The organism is Lentzea sp. DG1S-22 (genome assembly GCF_036321065.1).
GTDB lineage: Bacteria > Actinomycetota > Actinomycetes > Mycobacteriales > Pseudonocardiaceae > Lentzea > Lentzea jiangxiensis.
Map to the genome: position 1 here is coordinate 2331620 of NZ_CP143276.1, position 20612 is coordinate 2352231.

20 protein-coding genes are annotated in these 20612 nt (G+C 71.6%); 8 read left to right on the plus strand and 12 right to left on the minus strand.

Features of this window, described 5'->3' with window-relative positions:
- Positions 1–57: 57 nt before the first annotated feature.
- The 6 genes from V1227_RS09980 to V1227_RS10005 form a co-directional block, all read right to left on the minus strand.
- Positions 58–1071, minus strand: a complete 1014-nt coding sequence (locus V1227_RS09980; RefSeq protein WP_329792224.1) for a LacI family DNA-binding transcriptional regulator — start codon at positions 1069–1071, stop codon at positions 58–60.
- A gap of 38 nt (positions 1072–1109) precedes the next feature.
- Positions 1110–4202: a PA14 domain-containing protein gene (locus V1227_RS09985; RefSeq protein WP_329792225.1), complete on the minus strand. Its 3093-nt coding sequence runs from the start codon at positions 4200–4202 to the stop codon at positions 1110–1112.
- 370 nt (positions 4203–4572) lie between these two features.
- Complete coding sequence (locus tag V1227_RS09990) at positions 4573–5223, minus strand: HAD-IA family hydrolase (protein ID WP_329792226.1); 651 nt, start codon at positions 5221–5223, stop codon at positions 4573–4575.
- A complete protein-coding gene (locus V1227_RS09995) occupies positions 5220–5495 on the minus strand; it encodes a DUF6510 family protein (protein ID WP_329792227.1) in 276 nt (91 codons plus the stop codon). Before V1227_RS09995 ends, V1227_RS09990 begins: the two co-directional genes overlap by 4 nt.
- A 13-nt stretch (positions 5496–5508) precedes the next feature.
- Complete coding sequence (locus V1227_RS10000; RefSeq protein ID WP_329792228.1) at positions 5509–6249, minus strand: ferredoxin reductase; 741 nt, start codon at positions 6247–6249, stop codon at positions 5509–5511.
- Positions 6219–6818, minus strand: a complete 600-nt coding sequence (locus V1227_RS10005; protein WP_329792229.1) for a sulfite oxidase-like oxidoreductase — start codon at positions 6816–6818, stop codon at positions 6219–6221. Before V1227_RS10005 ends, V1227_RS10000 begins: the two co-directional genes overlap by 31 nt.
- A gap of 55 nt (positions 6819–6873) precedes the next feature.
- Here V1227_RS10005 and V1227_RS10010 point away from each other — a divergent pair, with 55 nt between their 5' ends.
- Complete coding sequence (locus V1227_RS10010) at positions 6874–7656, plus strand: crotonase/enoyl-CoA hydratase family protein (RefSeq protein ID WP_329793993.1); 783 nt, start codon at positions 6874–6876, stop codon at positions 7654–7656.
- 189 nt (positions 7657–7845) lie between these two features.
- Here V1227_RS10010 and lgt read toward each other — a convergent pair whose 3' ends face one another.
- The 4 genes from lgt to V1227_RS10030 form a co-directional block, all read right to left on the minus strand.
- Positions 7846–8736: a prolipoprotein diacylglyceryl transferase gene (lgt, locus tag V1227_RS10015; protein WP_329792230.1), complete on the minus strand. Its 891-nt coding sequence runs from the start codon at positions 8734–8736 to the stop codon at positions 7846–7848.
- A 62-nt stretch (positions 8737–8798) separates the two neighbouring features.
- Positions 8799–10580: a CocE/NonD family hydrolase gene (locus V1227_RS10020; protein ID WP_329792231.1), complete on the minus strand. Its 1782-nt coding sequence runs from the start codon at positions 10578–10580 to the stop codon at positions 8799–8801.
- Between the two features lie 140 nt (positions 10581–10720).
- On the minus strand, positions 10721–11839 hold the full coding sequence (locus V1227_RS10025; protein ID WP_236218519.1) for a fatty acid desaturase family protein: 1119 nt from the start codon (positions 11837–11839) through the stop codon (positions 10721–10723).
- A 79-nt stretch (positions 11840–11918) separates the two neighbouring features.
- Entirely contained in the window at positions 11919–12974 is a 1056-nt protein-coding gene (locus tag V1227_RS10030; protein WP_329792232.1) for a ferredoxin reductase, read from the minus strand.
- An 86-nt stretch (positions 12975–13060) separates the two neighbouring features.
- Between V1227_RS10030 and V1227_RS10035 the strand changes: the two genes are divergently transcribed.
- Entirely contained in the window at positions 13061–14206 is a 1146-nt protein-coding gene (locus tag V1227_RS10035; RefSeq protein ID WP_329792233.1) for a helix-turn-helix domain-containing protein, read from the plus strand.
- Positions 14207–14228: 22 nt separating this feature from the next.
- On the opposite strand, the gene V1227_RS40615 is transcribed toward V1227_RS10035, so the two are convergent.
- Positions 14229–14465 (minus strand): 8-oxoguanine DNA glycosylase OGG fold protein, encoded by a 237-nt coding sequence (locus V1227_RS40615; RefSeq protein WP_442916478.1) that lies wholly within the window; start codon positions 14463–14465, stop codon positions 14229–14231.
- Between the two features lie 18 nt (positions 14466–14483).
- Here V1227_RS40615 and V1227_RS10040 point away from each other — a divergent pair, with 18 nt between their 5' ends.
- From V1227_RS10040 to V1227_RS10065, 6 genes are all read left to right on the plus strand, one after another.
- Complete coding sequence (locus V1227_RS10040; protein ID WP_442916479.1) at positions 14484–15044, plus strand: RNA polymerase sigma factor; 561 nt, start codon at positions 14484–14486, stop codon at positions 15042–15044.
- Entirely contained in the window at positions 15041–15853 is an 813-nt protein-coding gene (locus tag V1227_RS10045) for a zf-HC2 domain-containing protein (RefSeq protein ID WP_329792234.1), read from the plus strand. The genes V1227_RS10040 and V1227_RS10045 overlap by 4 nt, the downstream gene beginning before the upstream one ends.
- Complete coding sequence (locus V1227_RS10050; RefSeq protein WP_329792235.1) at positions 15850–16614, plus strand: ABC transporter ATP-binding protein; 765 nt, start codon at positions 15850–15852, stop codon at positions 16612–16614. The genes V1227_RS10045 and V1227_RS10050 overlap by 4 nt, the downstream gene beginning before the upstream one ends.
- A 103-nt stretch (positions 16615–16717) precedes the next feature.
- Complete coding sequence (locus V1227_RS10055) at positions 16718–17473, plus strand: ATP-binding cassette domain-containing protein (protein WP_329792236.1); 756 nt, start codon at positions 16718–16720, stop codon at positions 17471–17473.
- Positions 17470–18822, plus strand: coding sequence for a hypothetical protein (locus V1227_RS10060; RefSeq protein ID WP_329792237.1), 1353 nt, complete (start codon positions 17470–17472; stop codon positions 18820–18822). The genes V1227_RS10055 and V1227_RS10060 overlap by 4 nt, the downstream gene beginning before the upstream one ends.
- Positions 18819–19406 carry a hypothetical protein gene (locus V1227_RS10065; RefSeq protein WP_329792238.1) on the plus strand — a complete coding sequence of 196 codons (588 nt, stop codon included), beginning with the start codon at positions 18819–18821 and terminating at the stop codon, positions 19404–19406. The genes V1227_RS10060 and V1227_RS10065 overlap by 4 nt, the downstream gene beginning before the upstream one ends.
- On the opposite strand, the gene V1227_RS10070 is transcribed toward V1227_RS10065, so the two are convergent.
- Entirely contained in the window at positions 19379–20593 is a 1215-nt protein-coding gene (locus V1227_RS10070) for a GDSL-type esterase/lipase family protein (protein WP_329792239.1), read from the minus strand. The two genes, V1227_RS10065 and V1227_RS10070, sit on opposite strands and share 28 nt — an antisense overlap.
- Positions 20594–20612 lie beyond the last annotated feature (19 nt).

Below are 20612 nucleotides of genomic sequence, written 5' to 3' on the forward strand. Positions count from 1 at the left end.
CAGGGGCGTGAGAGCGCTCTCCCAAGGGACGTTAACGCCGGGTGTCGGCCAGGTCAATCATGCGGAGGCCCGTACGACGAGTTCCGGTTCGAAGATGACGGATCTCGGTCGTCGTCCCGGTTTTTCCAGGTCCGCCAGCAGCAGCGCGGCCATCTCCGCCGCCATCCGCTCGACCGGCTGCCGGATGGTGGTGAGCTGCGGCCGGCAGGCCAGGGCGGGAGCGCTGTCGTCGAACCCGATCACGGCGACGTCGTCGGGGATGCGCAACCCGTGCGCCTGCAGCACGTCCACGGCCGCCTGCGCCATCAGGTCGTTCGCGGCGAACACGGCGTCGAGGTCGGGGCACTCGGTCAGCAGCCGCTGCATCGCGGTGGCGCCGCTCTCGAACGTGAACCCGCCCTCCGCGCTCGGCACGTACGGGAACCCGTGGCGGGCCATGGCGTCGCGGAACCCGGCGTGCCTGTCCTGGCTCGCCAGGACGTCGAGCGGGCCGGAGATGGTGGTGATGTTGTACCGCCCCGCGGCCACGAGGTGGTCGGCGGCCATCCTGCCGCCCGCGCGGTGGTCCATGTCGACGTAGCTGACCGGCATCGGCCGGCCGGGCCGCGCGTAGAGCACCGAGGGAACACCCGCGTCCAGCAGCCGCGCGGGCAGCGGGTCGGCGGGGTGGGTGGAGACCAGCAGCGCGCCGTCGGCGCTGCCCTGTCTGAGGAACTCGACGACCTCGGTCCGCGCGGGGTCGGAGTCGGCGAGCATGAGCACGGGGTGGACGCTGTGGCCGCGCAGGAAGTCGACCACGCCCGCCGTGACGCGCCCGAAGAACGGGTCGGTGAACACGTCCGATCCCCCGCCGGCACCGGAGATCACCAGGGCGACGGTGCCCGTGCGCCGGGTGACGAGAGACCGGGCCGCGCGGTTGGGCGTGTACCCGGTCTGCTCGATCGCGTTGCGCACCGTCTCCTGGATGCCGGGGTCGACGTTCCGCGTGCCGTTGACGACACGGGAGACCGTCGCGCGAGACACTCCCGCGACTCGCGCGACGTCCTCCAGCGTGGGCGCAACCTTGCTCATGCCACGGTTGTACCACGCTGGAGAGCGTTCTCCCGTGATCAGGAGGTGACGCGCACGTCCTTCACGGCACCTCGCCAGAAGTCGACGTTCTGGCCGTTGTACTTGGCTCGTCCGACCGCCAGAGCGCCCGTGCTCTCGACGGCCGGTCCGGCGGTCGCGGTGGCGACGAGCGCGCCGTCCACGTAGAGCCGGATCTCGCTGCCCCTCCTCTCGCCCTTGAGCTCGTACCAGCGGCCGACCTCCGGCGTGATCTCGAACCGGGCGCGGTTGCCGCCCGGCGTGCTGAACGCGAAGGCGCCCTGGCCGTACTGCAGGTAGAAGGGGTTCTCCGCCTGACGGCCGTCCTGGCTCACCGCGGTGGCGTAGTTGCCGGGCAGTTCGTCCAGCCGCACCTTCGCGGACACGGTGTAGTCCCCGGTCGTGTCGACGACCGGGCCGTAGGTCTCCGCCGAGCCGTTGCGGAGTTCGAGCGCGCCGTCCTTCCACGTGGCGCCGGTCGGGCTGAGGGTCAGCGGGTTCTTGCCCGTCGAGTCCTCGGCCGTGCTGCCCCTGGTCTCGTCGAGCTTCCACTCGCCGCTGCCCGCGTACGGGTAGGGCTTGCCGGCGTCGGCACCGGCCTCGATCACCCGCCGGTTGATCTCGCGGACGGGACCGGGGTCGACCTTGATGCGCTTGCGGTCGTAGGTCCAGAGCCCGTTGAGCTCGCCTTCGAGGTCGGTGACCTGCGTGTAGACCGACGCGGACATCTCCGCGCGGGCCTGGCCGAGGTAGAACGTGCGGGTGTTGTCGACGTACTTCGCCGTCAGCGCCGCCTTGTCCGCCACGCCGCTGTAGATCGCGATCGGGGCGCCGGGCCACTGGTGTCCCGGCGTGCGCAGCGTGAAGCCGCCGTGCTCGCCGTCCATCACAACGCGCTTGCCGTCCGGGCGGGCCGGGTCGGTGTTGTTGTAGTCGTGGTGGTCGATGACGTCACCCCGGCCGCTGTCCCCCTTGGAGGCGCAGCAGTTCACCCCGCTGTGCGCGTTGACGACCCGGCTCGGGTCGGCCGCCTTCACCTGGTCGGCGATCTGGCCGGTGACGGTGCGGTCCCACTCGCCCCAGCCCTCGTTGAACACGATCCACGAGTAGACGGACGGGTAGTTGTGCAGCTGGTCCATCAGCTCGCGGCCCTCCTTGACGAAGGCCTGCTGGGCGGCGGGGTTGCTGCCGTCCTCGAGGGACACGAAGTCCTGCCACACCATGAGTCCCAACCGGTCGGCGTGGTAGTACCAGCGGGCGGGCTCGGCCTTGATGTGCTTGCGGACGGAGTTGAAGCCGAGGTCCTTCTGCGCCTTCAGGTCGAAGACCAGCGCCTCGTCGCTCGGCGCGGTGTTCAGGCCGTCCGGGTAGAAGCCCTGGTCGAGCTGCATCAGGTGGAAGATCGGCTTGCCGTTGAGCGTGAGCTTCGGCGTGCCGCCGACGTTGGCGACGCCGGTGGACCGCATGCCGAAGTAGCTCTTGACCCTGTCCCGGCCCAGCGTGACGTCGAGCTTGTAGAGGTACGGGTCGTCCGGCGTCCACAGGTGCGCGTTCGGCACGGGCAGCCTGAGGTCCGTGTTCGCCGGTCCGGTGACGGTGCCGACCTGTCGGCCCCCGGCGTCCCTGGCGACGGCCGTGACGGTGGCGTTCCCGGCGGACCGGACGGTGACCGTGAGCGAGCCGGTGGCGAGGTCCGGGGTCGTCTTGAGATCGTCGATCCCCTGCTCCGCCACCGGTTCCATCCACACCGTCTGCCAGATGCCCGACGACGGCGTGTAGAAGATGCCGCTGGGGTTCGGCGACTGCTTGCCCTTGGGCTGGTGCGGCCCGGTGGTGTCGGTGACCGCGACGACGATCTCCTGCTCACCGCGCTTGAGGGCGTCGGTGATGTCGGCGCTGAACGCCGTGTAGCCGCCGGTGTGCTCCGCGACGAGCTTGCCGTTGACCCACACCCTGGCGTGGTAGTCGACCGCGCCGAAGTGGAGCTTCAGCCGCTGGCCGCCGCCGATCCGCCAGTCGTGCGGGACGGACACCGTGCGGCGGTAGAACATGTGGTCCTCGTGCCGCTCCAGCCCGGAGAGCTGCGACTCGATCGGGTACGGCACCACGACCTTCTCGCGCAGCTTCTTGCCGAACACCGGCTGCTCGCCCGCCTTGGCGGCCGCGAACTCCCACGGACCGTTGAGGTTCAGCCACCTGTCGCGTTCGAGCTGCGGGCGCGGGTACTCCGGCAACGGGTTGCGCGCGTCGAAGTCCTCACCCCACGGCGTCCGGAGCCGTTCGGTGGAGACGTTCCCGGTCGTGCGGGCGGTCTTGGCGACCTTCCTGCCGTCGACCGCGAGCGCTCCGGCACCGTCGTAGTAGATCCGGACCCGCTGGCCCTTCAGCACCCGCTCGCCCAGCCGGATCGTCGCCCGGTTGCGGCTCGTGGTGATGAGCGAGATCGGGAACGGGGTGGCGTCGACCTCGATCCGCAGGTGGTCCTTCAGGTCCTGCGTGCCGGTGACGCGACCGCCGAAGTCCGCGGTGAGCGTGCGCCCGTCCCGGGAGACCTCCGCCGTGCGCGGCACGACCTGGAAGTCCGGGGGCGGTGTGAACGCGGTCGTGGGCACGAGTTGCTTGGCGGTGGTCGCGCTCGACCAGCGCAGGAACATGTTGGCGCCGCCGGTGTCCTGGAACATCTCCAGCTTGAACGCGTACTGGCGCCCGGCGGTGAGCGCCACCGGCGCGCTGGTCTGCTCGCGGTCCCAGTCGCCGACCCAGTGGTCGATCACCGGCTGGTCGTCGATCAGCAGCCGGAACCCGTTGTCCCCGATGGCGTGGAAGGTGTAGTCGCCGGACTGCGGCACCGCGATCTGCCCGGTCCAGCGGGCGGTCGTGTGTTCGGTGCGGCCGTTCAGGAACCCGAAGACACCGGTCAGGTCGCCGTGGTTGACGTCGGCGTCCAGCACGGTGCCACCCAGCGTCGCGAAGTCCCGCGCGCCCGGTGCCGACATGCTGAAGTACTCGCCCTTCAGGCCGTGCACGGGCTCGGCGGCGCTCGCGGGTGACGTCCCGGGCGCTATGCCCAACGCCAGCAGCAGAGCGACGAGTACGGGGGCGGCTTTCTTCATCGGCGAAGATCCCCTTCGTTTTACAACGTTGTAAGAGCGCTCCCACACATCAACGCACACGATTCAACAGTCGGGCTACGGCCGTTCGGAGGCAACAGGCATGTCAAACCGGACAAGTTTCAGTGGAACCGCGCTGTTCGGTGCCGGGGTCTGGACGCAGTCCAGATCTCGGCGGACGTTTGGTTCGGGAGGGGCGGCGGAGATCCCTCGTGCCGTGGCGCCGTCAGCGATCCACCGGACCGAACCCCAGTTCCCGCACTGGCGCGAGCGTGCGCAGCGCGTCCTCACCCCACACCAACCGCACCGGCGGCCGGACCCACCGCGCCGCGTTGCCGCTGCCCCCGAAACCCTGAGCGGGCGACCGTCGGGGTCACGAAGGCCGGCGGAGCTCCCCCGACACCTCGACCCCGTCACCGGCCCACCGGACCGAACGCAGATCCCGCACCACCACCGGCGCCGGCGTCCGAAGCGCGTCCTCACCGACCCCGACGACGGTGGCCGCCCCGGCGGCGAGACCTGCCGCGATCCCGTTGCCGCTGTCCTCGAAGACCAGGCACTCCCCGATCGGCACGCCGAGCTTGTGCGCCGCGGTCAGGTAGCCCTCCGGGTCCGGTTTGCCGCGCGTGACGTCGTCGCCGTTGATGACCACCGGCGGCAACGGGATCCCGACGGCGGCCAGCCGGACCGCGAGCAGTCCGGGCGGGGCGGAGGTGACCAGCGCCCAGTTGCCCGGCAGCGAGTCCACCAGCTCGCGGGCTCCGGGGATCGCGGTGGTCGAGCCGGCGTCGGCGGTCTCGATGTCGTTGATCCGCCGCAGCGCCTCGGCGTGCGCGGAGGCGGGTACGTGCAGGCGGACGGTGTCCGTGGCGCGGCGGCCGTGCAGGCCGCGCAGGACCTCGGCCGGGTCGACGCCGTACTCGTGCGCCCACCGCGTCCACGCCCGTTCGGCGGCGACCGTGGAGTTGGTGAGCACGCCGTCCATGTCGAACAGGACCGCCCGGCAGGTCAGTGTCGTCGTCACGGCAGCGGGATCTCCAGGCTCACGGTGCCCCGCAGGTCGAGCCACGCGCGGTCGCGGCCGCGAACGAGCCGCAGCACGACCTCCTCGCAGTGCGGGCAGCGCGCGACGGTGCCGGGGGCGTTGCGGTAGACGCGCAGGGTCGCCACCGACCCCTGGTAGCCGCAGCCCGAGCACTGCCCGGTGGCCGCCGTCAGGTCCACCGCGAAGATCTCCCGCAGGTCTCCCGCCAGCGCGTTGCCGTCGACGTGGCCACCGGCGTGGTCGTCGCTCATCGGTGCTCTCCTGTCAGCCGAAGCGTTCGGTGCGGACGCGGCGCGGGTCGTGCCCCAGCGCCACGAGGACGTCGGACACCGTCTCGACGAACCCGGTGGGTCCGCACACGAAGACGTCGGGGGTGAACTCGGCGGGCCATCCGTGCGTGTTGAGGGTGGCCACACCCAGCCGGCCCGGCGGCTCCGGAGAACCCTCCGGGGCCTGCCGGGTGTACACGACTGCCACGTCCAGACCGGCGTCCTCACGGGCGCGGCGGCGCAGTTCGTCTGCGTAGAAGACGTCCTCGGGCGTGCGCACCGAGTAGATCAGCCGGAACGGCACGCGACTGCCCTCGGCCGCACGCGTGCGGACCATCGCCATCAGCGGCGCGATGCCCGAGCCGCCCGCCACGAGCGTCACGGGTGACTGACCGGTCGCGCGCCACACGAACCAGCCGCCGACCGGGCCGCGCAGCTCGACCTCGGCGCCGACGGGCAGCACGTCGCACAGGTACGGCGACACCTCGCCGTCCGCGACCCGTTGCACGCTCAGCTCGACGCGCTCCCCGTCCGGCGCGGAGGAGATCGAGTAGCTGCGCTGCACCGAGTAGCCGTCCTCGGCGGTGAGCCGGACGTCGACGTGCTGCCCCGGCAGGTGGCCGGGCCAGCCGGGCACGTCGAACACCAGGCTGCGCGCGCTCTTCGTCAGGTCGGTGGCCTCGGCCAGCCGGGCCACCCGCCAGGTCAGTCGCCCTGGTACCGCTGCTCGCGCCATGGGTCTCCGTAGTCGTGGTAGCCCGCGCTTTCCCAGAAGCCTGGTTCGTCCTCGAGCAGCAACTGGATCCCGCGGACCCACTTCGCCGACTTCCAGAAGTACAGGTGCGGCACCAGCAGCCGCGCCGGGCCGCCGTGCTCGGGCGTGAGCTCCTCGTCGTCGTAGCGGTAGGCGATCCACGCCTGCCCGTCGAGAAGGTCCTCCAGCGGCAGGTTCGTCGTGTAGCCGCCGTAGGACTGCACGAGCGCGAAGTCCGCGGCCGTCTCCACGTCCTCCAGCAGCACGTCCAGCGAGACGCCCTTCCAGCGGGTGCCGAGCTTGGACCACTTGGTGACGCAGTGGATGTCGGTCGTGACCTTCTCCGCCGGCAGCTCGATCAGCTGCTGCCACGACCAGTCGTGGCGCTGACCGGCCTCCGTGCTGACGGTGAACTGCCACCGGTCGGTCGTGACCCGGGGCGTCGGTCCCGCGGTGAGGACCGGGAAGTCCTCCGCCAGGTACTGGCCGGGCGGGAGCTGCGCGTCCGGTGACCGGCGTCGCCCGGCGAAACCGGGAGAGACGATTGGCATCGTGCCAGTAGACGACAACGGGGCGCCAGGCGCCACCGATGATCTCGGAGGTCACATGGACGTGCGGGTCGAGACGACCGGGACCACCACGGTGATCCGGATGAACCGCCCGGAGCGGCGCAACGCGGTCGACGGTCCGATGGCGGCCGAACTGCGGGACGCGTTCCTCGCGTTCGAAGCCGATCCCTCGCAACGGGTCGCGGTCCTCACCGGCGAGGGCGGCACGTTCTGCGCGGGCGCGGACCTGAGCTCGGTCGGTGATCCGGCGCGGCGCAACGAGCTCGACCCGTCCGGTGGCGGTGCGGGCCCGATGGGGCCGACGCGGTTGCTGCTGGGCAAGCCCCTGATCGCCGCCGTCAGCGGCTACGCGGTCGCGGGCGGGCTGGAGCTCGCGCTGCTGGCCGACCTGCGGGTGGTGGAGAGCGACGCGGTGTTCGGGGTGTTCTGCCGTCGGTGGGGCGTGCCGCTGATCGACGGCGGCACCGTGCGGCTGCCGAGGATCGTCGGGCTGGGTCGCGCGTTGGACCTGATCCTGACCGGACGGCCGGTGCACGCCGACGAGGCGTTGGCGATCGGGCTGGCCAACCGCGTGGTCGAGCCCGGTCAGGCGCTGCCCGCGGCGCTGGAGCTCGCCGCGCGGATCGCCGCGTTCCCCTTCGAGTGCGTGCTCGCCGACCGGGCCTCGACCTACGCCGGGCTCGACCTGCCGCTGGCGGAGGCGTTGCGGGCCGAAGGGGCGGCCGGGGTGCCGGTCGTGGCGCGGGAGGGGGTGGCCGGCGCGGCCCGGTTCGCGGGCGGCGCCGGTCGTCGCGGCGCTGGCGAAGGCGGCGCACGGTGAGGTCGGGGTTGCGGGCGATCCGGCGCCACGGCCACAGCGGTGGCATGCCGGGGTCGTCGACGGCGTGGCCGCGCACGACCGGGACGTCGTCCTCGGCGGCCATGTGCGCCGCGGCCGCCGCCAGGCGCGTCTTGCCGATGCCCGCCCCCCGGCGACCAGCAGCGGCGTCGTAGCCGCTCACGCAGTCGATCATGCCTGAACTCCGCGTTCGCCGGTTCGTGCCCGAGGCGCCGAACCGGACCCGAGGTCCTCGCGACCGGGGTACCGCCGTGCCGACCACAGCGTCAGCGCGGCGGCGCCCAGCCCCAGCAGCAGTGACGTCCAGATGTTGAGGCGCAGGCCCAGAACCGTGTTCGCCGCGTCGATCCGCAGCGCCTCGATCCACAGCCTGCCCAGGGTGTAGAGCACCACGTACAGGCCGAACGCGCGGCCGTGGCCGAGCCGGAACCGGCGGTCCGCCCAGATCACCGCGGCGGCCACGCCGAAGGTCCACAGCAGCTCGTACAGGAACGCCGGGTGGAACGTCCCCAGCACCACCGGCTGTCCGTCCGCGCCGACGACCGCGCGGCCGGCCCGAAGGTCCCACTCGTGGATCGTCAACGCCCACGGCAGGTCGGTCGGGGCGCCGTAGACCTCGTTGTTGAACCAGTTGCCGAGCCGGCCGATGCCCTGGGCCAGCGCGATTCCCGGTGCGGCGGCGTCCGCCAGCGGAGGCAGCGCCACGCCCGCGCGCTTCGCACCGATCCACGCCCCGAGCGCGCCGAGGGCGATCGCGCCCCACACGCCCATGCCGCCTTCCCAGATGTGGAGGGCTTTCACGGGATCGCCGCCGGGGCCGAAGTAGGGCTGCCACGTCGTCGCCACGTGGTAGAGCCGGGCGCCGACGATGCCGAACGGGACGCCCCACGTCGCGATCTGACCGACGACGCCGGGCCTGCCGCCGCGCCGGACGTAGCGGCGTTCGGTCAGCCAGGCGGCGACGAGGACGCCCGCGATGATGCAGAACGCGTAGGCGCGGATCGGCACGGGACCGAGGTGCCAGACGCCCTGGGTCGGGCTCGGGATGGCCGCGAGCAGCATCGCGCCAGGTTAGTGAAGCCGGGGCTCGCGCGAGGTGAAGTGCGCGGGCCCCGGCTCCCCGGTCAGCCCACCGTTCCGCCGACGATCGGCAGCACCACCTTGCTGGCGCCCAGCGACACGTCGAGCGCGACGCCGCTCGCCGCGGTGTCCGAGGCGATGTAGGCGTTGTGGTTGGTGACGAGCACGATGCCGATCCGGTGCCCCGCCGGGATGAGCGCGTCCCTGGCGTGCAGCTTCCAGGTCACGTCCGCGGTGGTCCCGCCGGTGGGCAACGCGGTCGCGGACTCCAGCGACAGGCGGTTCTTCGCGTCGATCGACCCCTTGGTCAGCATCGTCGCCGTGACGGCCTGGAGCGAGACGTCCGGCGGCCGCGCGCAGCCGGTGCGGTCGCGCAGGTCGTTCTTGCCGCAGACCTCGGTGGACAGCTGCAGCGGGCTGCGTTCGGACAGCACGGCCTGGGTGCTCGGGCCGTAGTCCACCAGCAGCGCCGTGAGCGGCACCGACGCGCGGTTCGACGCGACGCGGACGGTCAGGCTGACCTCACCGGACAGCCGTGCGGCCTTCGTCAGCGGCGCCGTCACGTAGGCGAGCCGGCCGGAGGTCGCGGTCTCCGGGTTCGCCATCATGCTCGCCTCGCTGATGTTCGCGTTGTTCGCGAGGCGCTGCGTGCCGCTGCCGGCCGCGGTGGTGGTCAGCGAACCGGACATGCCACCGGACGCGGGACCGAAGTACAGCGTGGTGTTCTTCGTGTCCGGGCGCGGCCAGGACGCCGCCTGCTCCCAGCTGCCGTCGGGCTTCTGCACGTCGGCCATGGGCTCGTTCATGATCCCGTTGTTCGCGCCCTTGAGCCAGTGGTCCATCCACAGGCCCATCACGCGCTGCCACTCGGCCTGGCGGAACGAGATCGGGTCGAGGTGACCGCCGCGGTGCAGCCAGATCTTGCGCGGCACACCGCGGTCCGCGAGCTCCTTCCACCAGCGGCCGAACTGCGACGGCTTGACGTTCCAGTCCGCCTGGCCGTGCACGACGAACACCGACGCCGTCGTGTTCTGCGCCCCCGGCCGGTAGTCGCGGGTCTTCCAGAACGACGTGTAGTCCCAGGACTCGTCGCCGTCCTGGGCCGCGAGCTTGTCGAACACCGGCTTGCACCTGGCCTTCTGCGCCGCGCTCACGACGTAGCCGGCGAGGAACGACGGGTAGTTCGACTCCCAGCCCTTGTAGCCGATGCCCTGGTCGCGGGCGTACTCGTACCAGCTCGAGATCGCGGCGATCGGCACGATCGTCTTCACACCGGGGATGTTCGCCGCGGCGGCCGCGTTGGGCAGCGTGCCGTTGTAGGAGACGCCGAGCATGCCGACGTTGCCGGTGCTCCAGCTCGCGACCGCTTCCCGGCCGTCCGCGTAGAACGCCTTCGCCCGGCCGTTGAGCCAGTCCACGACCGCGCGGACGCTCGCGGTGTCCTCGGGACCACCGCTGGTCGGGCAGCCGGTCGAGCGGGAGGTGCCTTGCATCTCCATCTCGACCACGGCGTACCCGCGCGGCACGAAGTACTCGTCGTACCAGCGGCCGAAGCCGCGCGGCAGCGCCGCCGACGACGCCGCCGCGCCACCCAGCCCGTAGTAGGGACTGGCTTCCATCACGATCGGCACCCGGCCCGGCGTGTCCGGCCGCATGACGTCCGCGGCGATCCGGTCGGGCTTGCCGTCCGCGTCACTGTCGATCGTGGACTCGACGTAGACGGTCTCGGTGATCGCCGCCGCGGCCTCCGGGGCCGCGTTCGAGGCAGGCGTGTGGATCGTCGCGGCCGTGAGCAGGGCGGCCGCGACGACGTAGACCCTTCGCATAGGTTCCTCCGTCGGAGGGCCCGATCGAGCAGCAGGGGTACAACGTCTCGGGCCCCACGGAGGAATCTCACCGGTTCCGGCGTGCCCGCCGGTACGGCCGAAAGATCTGAACCGCTATTCGTCTAGTCCATGTCCGGTCGTCAGGCCGCGACGAGCTCCTTGTCGCGGCTCGGCGCCTTCACCTTGGGCTTGCGGTTCGGCAGCGACAGGCGGAACACCTTGCGCCACGCGGAGAAGACCTGCTTGGGCAGCGGGCCGGTCACGTACTCCAGCTCGTACTTCTCGAACAGCGCCTTCACCTTGACCGCGACCTCGGCGTACCGGTTGCTCGGCAGGTCCGGGAACAGGTGGTGCTCGATCTGGTGCGACAGGTTGCCGGTCATGAAGTGCATCGCCTTGCTGCCGCTGATGTTCGCGGAGCCCATCATCTGGCGCAGGTACCACTGGCCGCGCGTCTCACCCTTGATGGAGCGGCGCTCGAAGACCTGCACTCCCTCGGGGAAGTGACCGCACATGATCACCGAGTGCGACCACAGGTTGCGGATCAGGTTCGCGGTGAACGTCGCGGCGAGCGTGGTCAGGAACGACGGGCCCGACAGCAGCGGGTGGATCACGTAGTCCTTGAGCACCTGCTTGCGGATCTTGCGGCCCACGGCCTTGGCCCGCGCGCGGAACTCGGGGTTCTTGCGGCGGCGCTTGTGCAGGTTCTTGCCCAGCTCCAGGTCGTACGCGGCGATGCCGTACTCGAAGAAGCAGGCGTTGATGAAGTTCCACACCGGCTGCCCGAGGTGCATGGGGTGCCACTTCTGGTCCTCGTCGACGCGCATGATGCCGTAGCCGAGGTCGTTGTCCTTGCCGATCACGTTCGTGTACGTGTGGTGCAGCTCGTTGTGCGAGTGCTTCCACTGGTCGGCCGGCGAGACGTGGTCCCACTCCCAGGTGGTGGAGTGGATCTTCGGGTCGCGCATCCAGTCCCACTGGCCGTGCAGGATGTTGTGACCGATCTCCATGTTGTCCATGATCTTCGCCACGGACAGGCCGGCGGTGCCGATGATCCAGGCCGGCGGGAAGAACGAAAACAGCAGGATGCCGCGGCTCGTCAGCTCCAGCTTGCGCTGCGCGGAGATGACCTTGCGGATGTAGGCGGCGTCCTTCTCACCACGGCTCGCGATGATCTCGTCGCGAATCGCGTCGAGCTCGCGGCCGAGCTCCTCGATCTGCTCGTCGGTGAGGTGCGCGGTGGGGTCGATGGCGGTCATGAAGCTCTCTTTCGAGGGGTCCGTGGCTGGGGGGTGGCCACTTCGCGGAGAAGGAAACGTCTGTGGTGGGGTGCGCCGGCTAGCGTTCGAGCTCGCAGGGGCCCGCCGCGGCGGACACGCAGGTCTGGACGAGCACGCCGTCCTCGGCCTCGGTGATCTCGCCGGTGCGCAGGTCCCTGACCGCGCCGGACTTCAGCGGCGTCACGCAGCCGAAGCAGATGCCCATGCGGCAGCCGGACGGCATCAGCACGCCCGCCTCCTCGCCGACGTTCAGCAGCGGCGTGGCGCCGTCGGCCTCGACGGTCTTGCCGGTCTTGCCGAACGTGACCTCGCCACCCTCGCCCGCCACGACCACGGTCGGGCGGAAGCGCTCGGTGTGGAGCTTGTCGGCGATGCCGTGGGCGGCCCAGTGGGCCTCGGCGGCGTCCAGGAGACCGGCCGGCCCGCAGGCCCAGGTCTCGCGCTCGGCCCAGTCGGGCACGAGCTTCTCGAGCTCGGCGACGTCGAGCATGCCGTGGGTGTCGGTGTGCAGCTCGACGAGGGTGAGGGCCTCGTCCGCGACCAGGTCGTGCAGGTCGTTGCGGAAGATCACGTCTTCCTTGCGCGGCGCGGAGTGGACCATCACGACGTCGGCGAGCCTCGTGTCGCGCAGCATGCCCATCACGGGCGTGATGCCGCTGCCGGCGGTGAGGTAGAGGACCTTCGCGGGCGTGGTCTCCGGCAGCACGAACTCGCCGGTGGCCTGGTCGAGCTGGATGACCGTGCCCGGCTTCGCCCTGCGGACCAGGTGGTTGCTGACCTTGCCGTCCGGGATGGCCTTCACGGTGATCGTGATGCGGCCGTCCGCGCGGCTGGTCGGCGACGTCACCGAGTAGGCGCGCCACAGCCGGACGCCGTCGACGTCCACGCCGACCCGGACGTACTGTCCGGCGACGTGACCGCGCCAGCCCTTGCCGGGCCGGATCACGATGGTCGCGGCATCGTCTGTCTCGCGGTGCACGGCCTCGATGCGGCCGCGCAGGTCAGCGCCCGCCCTGAGGGGGCTGACCAGGTCGAGGTAGTCGGACGGCAGCAGTGGCGTCGTGACCAGCTCCAGGAACTTCCACGCCCTGCTGCGGAGGGCGGCACTCGTCATGACTCCAGCTTGATGCGCCTCAGGGCGTAAAGTCCTGTCCGCAAGACGTGAATTTATCCAGCCACATTGTTCGCAGGGAACAAATCGTGACTCACGCAATGCAGAGGGCCACCGAACTCGCCCTCGACGAGAAAACCGTGACCGCGTTGCGGGCGGTCCTGAAGACGACCGCCGACGAGGTGGTCCGCGCCATCATCGACGAGGTGCCGAGCTACGCCAACGCCCTCTCCGGCCGCATGGGCGGCACGATCCGCCGGGCCGTCCGCACCGCCCTCGGCCACTACCTGGACCTGGCGAGCGGCACCGGCGGCGGCGGTGACGCCAGCGACGCCGCCTACGAGCTGGGCCGCGGCGAGGTGCGGGACGGGCGTTCGATGGACGCTCTCCTGAGCGCCTACCGCGTGGGCGCCCGCGTCGCGTGGCGCGGCCTGGCCGCCGGAGCCGTGCCCGCCGGTCTCCCCGCCGCCGAGGTCGCGAAGTTCGCCGAGCTGACCTTCGCCTACATCGACGAGCTGTCCGCCGCCTCCGCCGCGGGTCACGCCGACGAGCTGGCCGCCCGCGGCCTCGCCCACGAGCGCCACCTCGAACAACTGGCCCGCGACCTGCTCGCCGGCGCCACCCCCGAGGTGCTGCTGGCCGACTCACAACGCGCCGGCTGGTCCGCACCGACGACGCTGACCGTGGTGCTGCTGCCGTCGTTCCAGGCACGACCCGCGTTCCGCCAGCTCGACCCCGGCACCCTGGTCCTGGACGACCTGCCCGACTCGACCGGCGTGCTGCTGGTGCCGGACACCGACCGCGCCCACCTGCTGCGCCAGCTGACGGGACGGGACGCCGTCGTCGGCCCTTCCCGCCCCTGGATGCGGGCGTCCGCCTCGTACGCGCGGGCGGCACGGGCCCGTGCGTTGTCGTCCCTGATCCGCGACACCGAGGAGCACCTCCCCTCGCTGGTGCTGAGCGCCGATCCCGAGGCCTACGCCGACCTGCGCGCCCGTGCGCTGGCACCGTTGCACGCCCTGCCGGCCAGCTCCGCCCGGCGGTTGGAGGAGACGTTGCGGGCGTGGTTGCTGCACCACGGGCGGCGCGAGGAGGTCGCCGCCGCGCTGTTCGTGCACCCGCAGACCGTCCGGTACCGGATGCAGCAGCTGCGGGACATCTTCCCTGACCTCGGGTCTCCGCAGCGGGTTTTGGAGTTGACGCTGGCGGTGGGGTTGCCGGCGGCGGTCGACTGATTGGTTTTGGTCAACACTGAAGTTATAGAGACGGCTTATCGCCAGCGAAGAGTCGGCGCTCGATCTCGTCGGGCGCTCTGTCGACCTCCCGCGCCCACCGGGCGAGCAGACCGCAGTAGCGCTCGTAGGTCTCAGCCGGCCAGGGGCCTTCGCGGTGCAACGACGTCCAGCCGCAGCGCTCTCGCCCCAACCAGGTGACGCCACACCAGCGCGTCGCCGTGACCCGCACCACACGATCGCGAGAACCTGAGCCCACCACCCCGACGTCTTGCGGAGTGTGAGAGCCATCCGGGGTGAGCTGGCCGACCTCGACGAGGAACAACTCGTGCGCCGAGTCGCACGGGGTGACCGCCGCGCCTTCGAAGAGCTGTACCGGCGCACCTCGCCCTGGCTGGTGGTGCGGTTGCGCAGGCGGTGCTCGGACGAGCAGATCGTCGCCGAGGTGCTGCAGGAGACCTATCTGGCGGTGTGGCGGGCGGCGGACGCGTTCGCCGGTGCGGCCGCGGGTGGCAGCGCGGTCGGGTGGTTGTGGACGATTGCCGCTCGCCGGCTGATCGACGCCTTCCGCAGGCGTGCGCACCACGCCGCGCCGCCCCTGGCCGCCGCGCCCCGGCACACCGCGCCCGCCGCCGACGAGGCCGTGCTCGACGGGGTGGTCGGGGACGAGGTCGGGGACGCGTTGCGGCGGCTGGCGCCGGAGCTGCGGCAGGTGTTGCAGGCGATGGTGCTCGACGGGTTGTCGGTGCGGGAGACGTCGTTGCTGCTCGGGGTGCCGGAGGGGACGGTCAAGACGCGGGCTCGGCGGGCTCGGATCGCGATGAGGGAGGCGTTGGCGTGAACGCACGACACGAAGACTCGACCGCCCATCCGAGCGAGCTGCTGCTGCGCCGGTATGCGCGGGGTGACGTGGACATCGCCGCCGACGAGCTGTGGGCCGTCGAGTCGCACCTCGAGGCTTGTGCGCCGTGCCGCGCGCGCCTGGCCCCCGATCCCGTCGCCGAGGCGGTGTGGGCGGAGCTCGCGCCGCGGCTCGCCCTCACCCCGCAGATGCCGCGAGCGGGGCGGTGGCGCGGGCGGGTCAACGGGTGGGCGTCGCCCGCGGCCGGGCCGTGGCTCGCGATGATCCTGCTCGTCACGGCCGCGGCGGTGGCGCTGGACAGGCTCGGGGTCGCGGTGGGTGACCGGGTGTCGCTCGTGCACCTGATCGCACCGGTGTTGCCGGTGCTCGGGGTGGCGGCGTCGTGGAGCCGGGCGCTGGACCCGGCGCACGAGCTCACGGCCGCCACGCCGCGGGCCGGGTTGCCGCTCGTCTTCCGGCGCACGGCGGCGGTGCTGGCCGTGGTCGTGCCGGGGCTCGCGGTGGCCAGCCTGGTCACCGGTGCCGGGCTGACGCCGTGGCTGTTGCCGTGCCTCGCCTTCACGACCGGAACGTTGGCGTTGGGAGCGTTCATGGGGATCACGAGAGCGGCGGTCGTGCTCATCGCGGCGTGGGCGGTGGTGATCGTGGCACCGACGATAGCGTTCAGCCGCACGTCGACAGCGCTCGACGACGCCGCGGCACCGCTGTGGGCCGCGGTCCTCGCGCTGGCGGTCACCGTGATCGTCGTGCGCAGGATGGCGTTCACGCGGCTGGAGGCCAACCGATGACCGCACCGACCACCTACGCGTGGGAGATCGAGGCGCGCGACCTGGAGGTCAGGGCAGGCCGCAGGACGGCGGTCGACGGCGTGACCCTCCACATGGGACGCGGCGTGCACGGCCTGCTCGGTCCCAACGGCGCGGGCAAGACAACGCTCATCCGTGCGCTCGCGACGGTGCTCCAGCCGGTACGTGGAGAGCTGCGGCTGCTGGGCGGCGGGAACCTCCGCGAGACGAGGAGGAGGATCGGCTACCTGCCGCAGGAGTTCGGGCACTACCGCCGGTTCACGGTCCGCGAGTTCGTCGCTTACGTGGCGTGGCTCAAGGAGGTGCCGGAGCGGCACGTCCCCGCGGCCGTCCAGCGCGCGGTGGACAGGGTCGGGCTGGCCGACCGGGCCGACGACAGGCTCAGGACGTTGTCGGGCGGCATGCTCAAGCGGGTCGGCATCGCACAGGCCATCGTCAACGACCCCGAGGTGGTGCTGCTCGACGAACCCACGGCGGGTCTGGACCCCGCGCAGCGCCTCAGGTTCCGCGAACTGCTCACCGAGCTCGGAACGGACGCGTGCGTGGTCGTTTCCACACACCTGGTCGAGGACGTCGCCGCTGCCTGCACGGACGTGCTGCTGATGGACAAGGGGAAGCTCGTCTTCCGCGGCACTCCAGCGCAGCTCGTGGCGAAGGGCTCGGACCACCACCCCGGCGACAGCCCCATCGAACGCGGCTACAGCGCCGTGCTCGCGTTCCCGGACAAGCCCGGGACGTGGTGACACTCCACAAAGGACAGTGTGCGCCACGTCACAGCGAACGGAGAACCGCGGCGGACACACCACCGTCTTCCCGGTCGTGGGCAGCGACTTGAAGGAGAACGGGATGCAGGCCATCGAAGCCGACAGCCTGGTGGTGCGCGTGGGCGGCCGGCGGGGCCGCACCGCGGTGAACGGGCTCGACCTGCGGCTCGGGCGAGGCGTGCACGGGCTGCTCGGCCCCAACGGCGCGGGCAAGACGACGTTGATCCGCACGCTGGCGACGGTCCAGAAGCCCACCGGCGGAACGCTGTCGCTGCTCGGAACCCCGTTGCGGGGCACCGGCATGCGACCGCTGCGCAGGAGGCTCGGCTACCTGCCGCAGCACTTCGGCTTCTACAAGCGGTTCAAGGTCAGGGAGTTCGTCGAGCACCTGGCGTGGCTCAAGGAGATGCCGGCGGCCGAGATCCCGGGTGCGGTGCACCGGGCGCTGGACAGGGTCGGGCTCGCCGACCGCGCCGAGGACAGGATGAAGTCGTTGTCCGGCGGCATGGTCCGGCGCGTCGGCATCGCGCAGGCCATCGTCAACGAGCCGGAGGTGCTGCTGCTCGACGAACCGACGGTCGGCCTGGATCCCGCGCAACGCCTCAGGTTCCGCGAGCTGGTGGCCGAGCTGGGCCGGCGGTCGTGCGTGCTGATCTCCACGCACCTGGTCGAGGACGTCGCGGCGGCGTGCACGGACGTGGTGCTCGTGTCGGAGGGATCTCTCGTCTTCCAGGGAACCCCGGCGGAGCTCGCCACCAGGGGCACGCGGGAGCACGTCGGCGACAGCCCCATCGAGCGCGGCTACTCGGCGCTGATCAGCTCGGGTGGTGCCTGGTGACCGGACTGCGCGTCGAACTGCGCCGCTCGGCGGCGCTCTGGGCCGGACTGGTCGTGCTCGTGTCCGGCGCCGGCATGCTCTGGCTCGTCACGTCGGAGACCTCGCGGTGGAAGGCGAACAGCACCTCCGCGGTGCTGGAGCTCAGGCTGCCGCTGGCCTACGTCTGGGCACTGGTCGTCGGTCTCGCCGTCCTGCAGGGCATGCGGGACAGCCGGGCGGGCGTCACCGAGCTGTTCACCGCCACGCCCCGGCCCGGCTGGGTCCGGCTCGGTGCGCTCGCCTCGGCGGTGAGCGGAGCCGTCGCCGTCGCCGCGGTCCTGCTGTGCGCCGCGGTGGTGGCGACGGTCGCGTTCGGCGGTGGGCTCGTCTCGGCCGGGTTCGTGCCGCTGGTGGTGACCGTGGTGATCGGCCTGGCGTCAAGCGTCCTGGTCGGGCTCGCGATCGGCAGGCTGCTCCCCCACCCGCTGACCGTGCCGGTGGTGCTGGTGGCCACGTTCATGGTCGCGACCACCGCGGGCCGAGCCCTGGAAGTCCGATCACCGGACGACGAGATCTCCAGGTTCGCGCTGCTCACACCGGTCATGGACGCACCGGACACCGACCTGATCACCACCTCGGCCTCGGTGGACCTCGGCCAGGCCGCGTGGTTCACCGGGCTGGGCGTGACGGCGTTCCTGCTGCTCGCCGCCCGCACCTGGCCCGGCCGGCTGGCCGCGCTCGCACCGGCGGGGCTGGCGCTCGTCCTGGCGCTCTCGATCGTGCCGGCCAGGTACTCCGACGTGCTGGTCGTGGACGCGGTCGCGGGTGAGCAGGTCTGCGACGGCACCGTGTGCGTGAGCCGGGTGCACGCGGACCGCCTGCCCGTCGTGGCCGCGGCGGGCAGGGCCGCGCTGGCCGAGCTCGCGGCGTTGCCGGACGCGCCCACCGGGGTCCGCGAGGACACCTCCGCGATGGCGCACCTCACCGCGCCCCAACGGGATTCGAAGATCGTCTACATCAGCGCGTCGGGTCACCCGCGCGTGCTGACGCTGTCCGAGGACGAGGTGCGGCTCGAACTGCTCGCCGGAGCGGGTGTCCCGAGCTGCTCTGCTCCGAACAGCGTGAACTACTGGGAGGCCGCCGTTCGGTACGTGACCGCCGGCTACTTCAACGGTGGCCTGGCCGAGCTGGCGTCCGAACGCCTCATGTGGCACAACGAGCGGATGCGCGCCGAGGTCGACCGGGCGTGGCAGCAGTTCAGCGCCGCCTCCCCGCAGGAGCAGCGCGACCGCGTCGTGCGGGCGCGTCAGATGCTGCTGACCTGCCAGGACGCCGAACGCGTGCTCGAGGTGCTGAAGGCCGGCCGATGAGGCCGCTCGCGCTGTACGCGCACTCGCGCGGCGTCCTGGCCGCACTCGTGCTCCTGCCCGTCGTGGTGCTGCTCGCTTGGACGGCGCTGCACACACCGTGGTCACCGCTCAGCGCGTCGCTGACCGCGCTCGCCGCCGTGCTGGTCGGCACGACCGGCCTGGCGGGCCAGGACCCGGAGCTCGACGCGTCGACCGCCTTCCCCTGGCCGTTGTGGCGCTTCGGGCACCTGGTGCTCGCCGCGGTGGTGGCCGCGGCCGCCGTCCTGCTGGTGCAACGGCTCGGGGACGAGCCGTTGCCGGCGGCGTTCGTCGTCCGCGACGTGGCGGGCCTGACCGGTCTGGCCGGACTCGCGGCGGCACTCGCCGGGGCGAGGTTCGCCGCCACCGCACCGGTGGTGTGGTGGGCGGTGGCGGCGATCATGCCGCCCGCCGGGTCGGTGCCCGGCCGGATCGCCACGTGGCCGCTGGGGGCCCCGGACGACCCGGCGACCACGTGGACGGCGGGTGTGCTGGCCGTGAGCGGGATCGCCGCGTACAGCGCACGCGGCGCACGCCGTCAGGCGATCGTCTCCAGTGCGATGTAGTCGGCGATCGCCTGCTGGCCCCTGATGTTGGCGTGGACGCCGTCGCCGGTGTCGTACGGGCCGTTGATGCTGTTGGGCCGGATCGGGTCCTCCAGCACCTGGTCGAAGTCCTGCACCGTCGCGCAGGTGTCCGAGCAGTCGCCGCCGCGCTTCACGAAGTCGTTGACGGCGTGGCGGTCCAGGTTGTTCTGGTCGCTGTAGCCGGGCCGGGGCGTGATCGGCGTGACGTGCACGGCGATCCCGGCCTGGCGCAGCCGCCCGAACACCGCGCGGTAGCTCGCGGTGATGTCCGCGGCCGAGCAGCCGTTGGCCAGGTCGTTCGTCCCGTAGTAGTAGATGACGTCGGTGACGCCGTGCAACGCGAGAACATCCCTTTCCAGGCGCGACAACGCGTCCAAGCCGACGAACGGCGCCGGGGTGCGCGGGCACACGGCACTCGTCGTACCGCTGATGCCGGCGTTGGCGACGGCGAGCTGGGGGCGCGAGGAGGCGACGATCCGGCGGGCCAGCACGTCGGTCCACCGCTTGTCGGTACCGAGTTCCGTGCAGCCAGGCCCGCAGTTGGTGCTGCCCACGCCGTCGACGACTGAGCTGCCGAACGGCACGACCGTCCCCCTCAGCCGTGGGTTGAACACGTCGACCGCACTGACCACATAGGTCGATTGCACCTTCTCGGTGTAGGCCGTGCCCGCATCCGCGGTGTGGTCGCCCGAGCCGGCCGGGGTGAGGTAGTTGTCGCGGAACGCCGACTCGTGCCGTCCGGGCACGACGTCCCCGGCGACGTGCATGCTGACCGCGAGGTTCGTGTCCGGCAGGGTGGCGAGCGACGTGCGGTCGCTCCACACCGACCCGCCCGCGGGGACGGTGACGGTGCGGGAGCCGTTGAACGTCACCTCCCGCACCGGCTCGACGGCGGACCCGCCGGTGCTCAGGGCGACGGTGGTGCGGTCGATCGTCAGCGGCCCCGTGCCGAAGGTGTTCTGCACGCGGACGCGGACCGCGCTGCCTCCCTGGCTGAGGTGCGTGATCATCCGGAGCGACTGGTCGTGCAGGGTGACGGGGGCGAGGTTCTGCTGCGACTGCGCCCAGGAGGTGAACCAGACGGGGCGGTCGGCTTCGGCGGCCGGGGTGGAGAGCGCTCCCACGACGAGCACGGCCGACAGCAGGGCAGGGATTCGGGTTCTCATACCCCTGGTTCTTACCGCT